This window comes from Microcystis sp. LE19-10.1B (assembly GCF_027530565.1).
Classification (GTDB): domain Bacteria; phylum Cyanobacteriota; class Cyanobacteriia; order Cyanobacteriales; family Microcystaceae; genus Microcystis; species Microcystis aeruginosa.
Map to the genome: position 1 here is coordinate 1 of NZ_JAPZQM010000585.1, position 6,146 is coordinate 6,146.

Sequence of the window (6,146 nt, forward strand, 5' to 3'; positions counted from 1 at the left end):
GCTTTTGACCTGTTAAAGTCCGATGTTAGTGCAAGAAAATAGGATTGGGACTTTCAAAAACCTTGCATTATCCTTCTTGTGGTACATCGCTTGGTAAAAAAACAAGGGCAACAAAGCCTAAAACGACCGACTCCTGACGACCGGCTACTGACTCCTACCCCCAGGAAAAACTTTTTCAGCAGACCCTAATTCGGGCGGATCTTGCAGGTCAGCATCCAAAACAATAATTACTTGTCCTCGGCAAAAATTAAGTCCAGCAGTTACCGCCGCTTGATGACCAAAATTGCGGGCGAAACTGATATAACATACTCGTGAATCAGCTTTGTGCAGTTCTCGCAGCAGTTTTAAGGAACTATCTTTACTACCATCATTTACTAGAATTAATTCTACCGCCCCATCTAAATTATTCATGATGGCACTCACCCGGCGATACAGTTCGGCAATAGTTTCTTCCTCGTTATAGATGGGGACAATCAGGGAATATTTTAGCATTTGCATAATAATATTTGACCAGTAATTGATTGAAAAATCTGACTCCTAACTCAGAGAATTCTGCCGTCAATCTCTTTACTTAGCGAAGAAAATCCTCGATCGCCTGTCCCGTCTCTTCCGGTGCTTCTTCTGGTAAAAAATGACCGCTGGCGATCGCCTGTCCCGTGACTTGATTAGCTAGCTGCTGCCAAAGAGCGATCACATCGTATTGACGTGCAATGAAACCTTTTTCTCCCCAAAGAACCAAGAGGGGAGAGGAAATTTTCCGGTCTAAATCCTGACGATCATGCTCTAAATCGATGGTAGCGGCAGCCCGATAATCGGCACAAGTGGCGGTTATCGTGCTTAAATCTCGAAAACAACGCCGATATTCCCCCAAAGCTTCCTCTGTAAAAGCGCTAAAATCTCGACCCCAACTTTGCAAGCAATGTTGCAGATAATAATCGGGATTAGCGGCGATCAGGGTTTCGGGAAAAGGGGAAGGCTGAATCAAGAAAAACCAATGATAGTAGGCAGTGGCAAAAGTTTGCTCAGTCGCCTCATACATCGCCAGCGTTGGGGCTATATCGAGTAAAACGAGTTTTTTTACCTTTTCGGGAAAATCAAGGGCGAGACGGTGGGAAACTCGCGCCCCTCGATCGTGGCCGATTAGATAAAACTCCTGATAACCCAATTTTTCCATCAGCAATACCTGATCGAGGGCCATGACTCGCTTGCAGTAATTGCTAGAATCCTCTAGGGGTAAGGGTTTATCGCTATCCCCGTAGCCGCGCAGATCCGTGGCGATCACCGTAAAATTAGCCGCTAATCGGGGGGCGATTTTATGCCACATTTGATGGGTTTGGGGATAACCATGGAGCAAAAGCAGCGGAAAACCGCGCCCACCTTTGACACCATTGATAGTAATGCCATTAACTTCTAGCTGAAATTTCCGAAAATTTGTCAGCATTTTTGCCTCCTGTCACTTTGGGGAAAGATAATTGCATCATCTGGCAAAAGTGACCCAATCAGTAAAGTTTTTTCACTATAGCCGCTCAAGCCGCTGCTTTTCTGGTAGATTAAAACCATTGGGTTGCTCAAAAATCAACGAGTTAAGCAGTAATTTGATTATGATCTCGATTATCTATTCCGATGAATTTCTCGATCACGATACAGGTATTTACCATCCCGAACAAGCGGCGCGTTTAACGGCAATTGTCGAGGCTTTAAAACAAACAGAATGGCAGTCAAAATTAACATGGCATTTACCGACACCGATCGAAATTCGTGACGAAGTAATCCCTTTGATTAAACAAGTTCATAATCAAGATTATGTTGATAGATTGCGGCGAATTTGTCAACAGGGCGGAGGAAGATTGGATGCTGATACTCCCGTTTCTGCGCGTAGTTACGATGTGGCGTTACTAGCGGTTAGTGGCTGGTTAGATGGAGTTGATCGAGTCTTATCTACTGGCGATCCTGCCTTTATTTTAGCCCGTCCCCCCGGACATCATGCCACTTCTAATTATGGCATGGGTTTCTGTCTGTTTTCTAATGCTGCTATTGCCGCTTATTATGCTTTGGAAAACAAAAGAGTGCAAAAAGTAGCGATTCTCGATTGGGACGTACATCACGGCAATGGCACCCAGGATATAGTCGAAAATCATCCCCAGATTGCCTATTGTTCCCTTCATCAATTCCCCTTTTATCCCGGCACGGGAGAAGCGAGAGAAAAAGGGGAGTTTAATAATGTTTTAAATATTCCCTTATCGGCGGGAAGTACGATTAAAGATTATCAAGAACATTTTGAGGGGCAAGTCATACCTTTTCTGAAAAATTTTCAACCGGATTTAGTGATTGTTAGTGCTGGATATGATGCCAATCAAGCGGATCCTCTGGCGGGAATTTGTTTACACCCACAGGATTATAGAATTTTAACCAAATACCTCTTAACTCTCAATAAACCGCTGCTTTTCGGCTTAGAAGGTGGTTATGATTTAGAAACTTTAGCGGCTTCCGTCGTCGCCACCTTAGAAGCTTTGCTCTGATCCTATTCCGGGTAATCGTTACATTTCTTTAAAAAGATTGGTAACAAAGCGATCTAATGCGGTAAGGTAAACGATCGATAGAAAAAAACCCTTGACCTAGTTGCCTTTTAAGATTATGAACTCCCTTGCGCCACACCTAAAAGCCAAAGCCCTCAAGCCCAATAGTCGTCGTCCTGCCAAAGAATTGTGTAGCGAGTGCGGACTTTGTGACACTTATTATATTCACTATGTTAAAGAAGCTTGTGCTTTTCTCAATCAACAAATCGCTGATTTAGAAGCAGCAGCACACGGCAAAAGTCGCGACTTAAATCAGGAAAATGATCTCTATTTTGGTGTTCATCAAGAGATGATGGCTGCCAAGAAAAAACAAGCTATCCCTGGGGCGCAATGGACAGGAATCGTCAGCACAATTGCCTGTGAAATGCTCAATCGTGGTTTAGTAGAAGGGGTGGTTTGTGTGCAGAATACCGCCGAGGATCGCTTTCAACCGCAGCCGATTCTCGCTCGTACCACGGAAGAAATTCTCGCCGCTAAAGTCAATAAACCGACTCTTTCTCCCAATTTATCAGTCCTAGAAGAAATTGAAAAATCGGGCATGAAACGGTTATTAGTTATCGGAGTTGGTTGTCAAATTCAAGCCCTAAGAGCAGTAGAAAAAAAATTAGGCTTGGAAAAGTTATATGTCTTAGGAACTCCCTGCGTCGATAATGTCACCCGCTCAGGACTGCAAAAGTTTCTAGAAACTACCAGTCGTTCCCCAGAAACTGTGGTTCACTACGAATTTATGCAGGATTTTAGGGTACACTTTAAACACGAAGATGGCTCGATGGAAATGGTTCCTTTTTTTGGCTTAAAAACTAATAAATTAAAGGATGTTTTTGCCCCTTCCTGTATGACTTGTTTTGATTATGTTAACTCCCTTGCTGATTTAGTTGTGGGCTATATGGGCGCACCTTTTGGCTGGCAATGGATTATGGTTCGTAATGATACGGGCAAGGAAATGTTAGAGTTAGTTAAAGATCAATTAGACACCCAAGATGTTATGTCTAGTGGTGATAGAAAACAGGCGGTACAAAATAGCATTCCTGCCTATGATAAAGGTGTAACCTTGCCGATGTGGGCGGCAAAAATGATGGGAGTAGTAATTGAAAAAATCGGGCCTAAAGGGTTAGAATATGCTCGCTTTTCTATCGATTCTCACTTTACCCGTAATTACCTTTATGTTAAACGTAATTATCCTGAAAAATTAGCGGCTCATGTTCCTGAATATGCTAAAAAGATTGTGGAACAGTATAAATTGCCCGATTAATTAGGGTATGCTGAAAAAGTAGGGGCGCAACATTCGGATAGGAAATCTACGGTTTCAGCCATAGGTTATCCCCCGAATGTTCACCCCTTCTTCGACAATCTCTTATCAGTTATCAGTTATCAGTTATCAGTTATCAGTTATCAGCTATCAGTTATCAGTGATTAATTCAATCATAGTCGATGATAGGTGATGCGTTACGACTAAATCTGGATGTTGTCAAATTTTCTCTTGACAAAGGCGACTTGACATGATACTATATTCATAATGGAAAATCCTTGCGCCTACAGACCCTATTTTCAAGTCTCAATAATCGCCAATAAAAGCTTAGATAGCGATAATTTTTTTAAGGATTGAGAACCATGAACTATCAAAGAGAGTTTTATGTTGTCATTGAACGAGATGAGGATGGATATTATGTTGGGGAAGTTCCTCAACTTCGGGGTTGTTACAGTCAAGGGGAAACGATTGATGAATTGATGAAGAATATCAGGGAAGTGATTGAACTTTGCTTGGAAGATGACAATCCGGAAGATGTGTCGAAGTTTGTTGGAATTGAAAAGGTGTCTATCTGATGCCAAAATTACCGATATTAACCGGTGATGAAGTTATCAAAGCTTTAACGAGAATAGGGTTTCAATCTATCCGACAAAAAGGAAGTCATCTGCGCTTAAAACATGAAGATGGAAGAGTTGTCACCGTACCGGTTCATCGGGGGAAAACTGTCGGGAAAGGATTACTCCTAAAAATTTTACGCGATGCTGAACTGACACAAGAAGAATTCATTCGTCTGCTGTAATTCCCATCTTGATTTAAGCTTCATGTCCCCGTTTTTCTGGATGTTGTTAAATTTTCTCTTGACAAAGGCGACTTGACATTATATTATATTCATAGTGGAAAATCCGTGCGCCTGCAGACACTCTTTTCAAGAATTTTCAAGGTCTAGTTTATTCGCCATAATGAGTTTTAGCACGATGAATATAGATTAACTTCTGTTCATCATCAGTCTAAACTTTGATTGGAATGATTGAATGAATACTATGATTGTGTTGTATGCTGACTTCATAAACCATTAATCAATGTCTCCCAAGACTTCCTCGAAAGAATAGGTTTCATTTTCATTAATTTGCTGTAGAGATAGTTGTAAGCTTTCTCTTAAATCGGGAATAGAGAGTAATTCGATAGTTTCTTGTAAACTTTCATAGTTTTTTTGGGAAATCAAAATTACAGAGTCCTCCTGATTCTCAATGGCATAAATTTTGTTATCTTCCGTAACCGATTTAACGAGACTTGGTAAATCGGTTTGAGCATCGGCGATTTTAATTTTTTTGATCATAATTAATCCTTTTTTTGATGATGAAATAATAAAAATTATTGTAGGGATTTAACAATCTCACCTAATCACAGTCCAGACAGCATCCTCCTATAATTATCCATCATTGTAGTCATCAGTGATTAATTCAATCATAGTCGATGATTAGGTGGTGCGTTACTGGACTAGGTAATAGGTGTAGGGGTAATTCATGAATTACCCTTACAATAACGTTTTTCTGGATGTTGTTAAATTTTCTCTTGACAAAGGCGACTTGACATGATACTATATTCATAATGGAAAATCTGTGCGCCTACAGACCCTCTTTTCCAAAGCATTCAAACTCTATCTTAATTCTACTTGCCAGAGTTGGGACAACATAGTTTTATATTCTCCATAATCGTTTGAGTATGGGGATGATTTTCCCCTAATCTTTCCCTGAAAATATTAATCGTTTCTAGATAGAGAGGTTCCGCTTCTGTGTACCTAACTTGGGAGTAGTACAAGTGTGCTAAATTGTTGAGGGAAGTTGCCACATGGGGATGATTGTCTCCTAGTAGTTGTTGTCTCAATTCTAATGTAACTCTATATTTTGAAATAAAATGAAAAATCCTTCTTGCGTAAAATGCTTATCGTGGGTAAGAATTTCATTTATATTCATTTGGCGCATTGTTTGCATGGATATACAATCTGTTAAGCTGTAATCTTTATCTGGACGATTTTGATATAAATCTAATCCTGATTGGAACGTCTGATGAGTTTGAGGTATAACTAAGATTTGGGGATTATTTTGTAAGCCTCTAATAACTTGTAAGGTTTTTCGTCTAACTGACATTCCATAAGCAGATAGATTGTTGAAAACTTCAATAAAGACTTCATCGGTTGTCACTATTGTTACCTGCTGGAGTTTCCTTGTCATTTCTATAGCTTTCTCATGCCAATCATCACGATTGTTAATGAGAGCAACCCAATAAAATGTGTCTGCAAAGATGGTTTTCATTGCTATGAT

At 40.4% G+C, this 6,146-nt stretch carries 8 protein-coding genes and 1 pseudogene; 4 read left to right on the forward strand and 5 right to left on the reverse strand.

Annotated features, from left to right (window positions below; genetic code table 11):
* Window positions 1-186 precede the first annotated feature (186 nt).
* Both O9332_RS21220 and O9332_RS21225 read right to left on the reverse strand, forming a co-directional pair.
* A pseudogene (locus O9332_RS21220) lies at window positions 187-492 on the reverse strand (glycosyltransferase); the annotation flags it as partial.
* Between the two features lie 79 nt (window positions 493-571).
* Window positions 572-1,441 (reverse strand): alpha/beta fold hydrolase, encoded by an 870-nt coding sequence (locus O9332_RS21225; RefSeq protein ID WP_288027282.1) that lies wholly within the window; start codon window positions 1,439-1,441, stop codon window positions 572-574.
* Window positions 1,442-1,601: 160 nt separating this feature from the next.
* Here O9332_RS21225 and O9332_RS21230 point away from each other — a divergent pair, with 160 nt between their 5' ends.
* The 4 genes from O9332_RS21230 (at window position 1,602) to O9332_RS21245 (ending at window position 4,624) form a co-directional block, all read left to right on the forward strand.
* Window positions 1,602-2,519 carry a histone deacetylase family protein gene (locus tag O9332_RS21230; protein ID WP_288027284.1) on the forward strand — a complete coding sequence of 306 codons (918 nt, stop codon included), beginning with the start codon at window positions 1,602-1,604 and terminating at the stop codon, window positions 2,517-2,519.
* Between the two features lie 115 nt (window positions 2,520-2,634).
* Entirely contained in the window at window positions 2,635-3,828 is a 1,194-nt protein-coding gene (locus O9332_RS21235; protein ID WP_002762169.1) for a Coenzyme F420 hydrogenase/dehydrogenase, beta subunit C-terminal domain, read from the forward strand.
* A 359-nt stretch (window positions 3,829-4,187) separates the two neighbouring features.
* Window positions 4,188-4,400, forward strand: coding sequence for a type II toxin-antitoxin system HicB family antitoxin (locus O9332_RS21240; protein ID WP_002738920.1), 213 nt, complete (start codon window positions 4,188-4,190; stop codon window positions 4,398-4,400).
* Complete coding sequence (locus O9332_RS21245) at window positions 4,400-4,624, forward strand: type II toxin-antitoxin system HicA family toxin (protein ID WP_002739026.1); 225 nt, start codon at window positions 4,400-4,402, stop codon at window positions 4,622-4,624. Before O9332_RS21240 ends, O9332_RS21245 begins: the two co-directional genes overlap by 1 nt.
* Before the next feature lie 273 nt (window positions 4,625-4,897).
* On the opposite strand, the gene O9332_RS21250 is transcribed toward O9332_RS21245, so the two are convergent.
* The 3 genes from O9332_RS21250 to O9332_RS21260 all read right to left on the reverse strand — a co-directional run bounded on the left by O9332_RS21250 (window position 4,898) and on the right by O9332_RS21260 (window position 6,137).
* A complete protein-coding gene (locus tag O9332_RS21250) occupies window positions 4,898-5,161 on the reverse strand; it encodes a type II toxin-antitoxin system Phd/YefM family antitoxin (protein ID WP_002762167.1) in 264 nt (87 codons plus the stop codon).
* Between the two features lie 332 nt (window positions 5,162-5,493).
* A complete protein-coding gene (locus tag O9332_RS21255) occupies window positions 5,494-5,709 on the reverse strand; it encodes a tetratricopeptide repeat protein (RefSeq protein WP_002762165.1) in 216 nt (71 codons plus the stop codon).
* A gap of 2 nt (window positions 5,710-5,711) precedes the next feature.
* Complete coding sequence (locus O9332_RS21260; RefSeq protein WP_002756072.1) at window positions 5,712-6,137, reverse strand: type II toxin-antitoxin system VapC family toxin; 426 nt, start codon at window positions 6,135-6,137, stop codon at window positions 5,712-5,714.
* Window positions 6,138-6,146 lie beyond the last annotated feature (9 nt).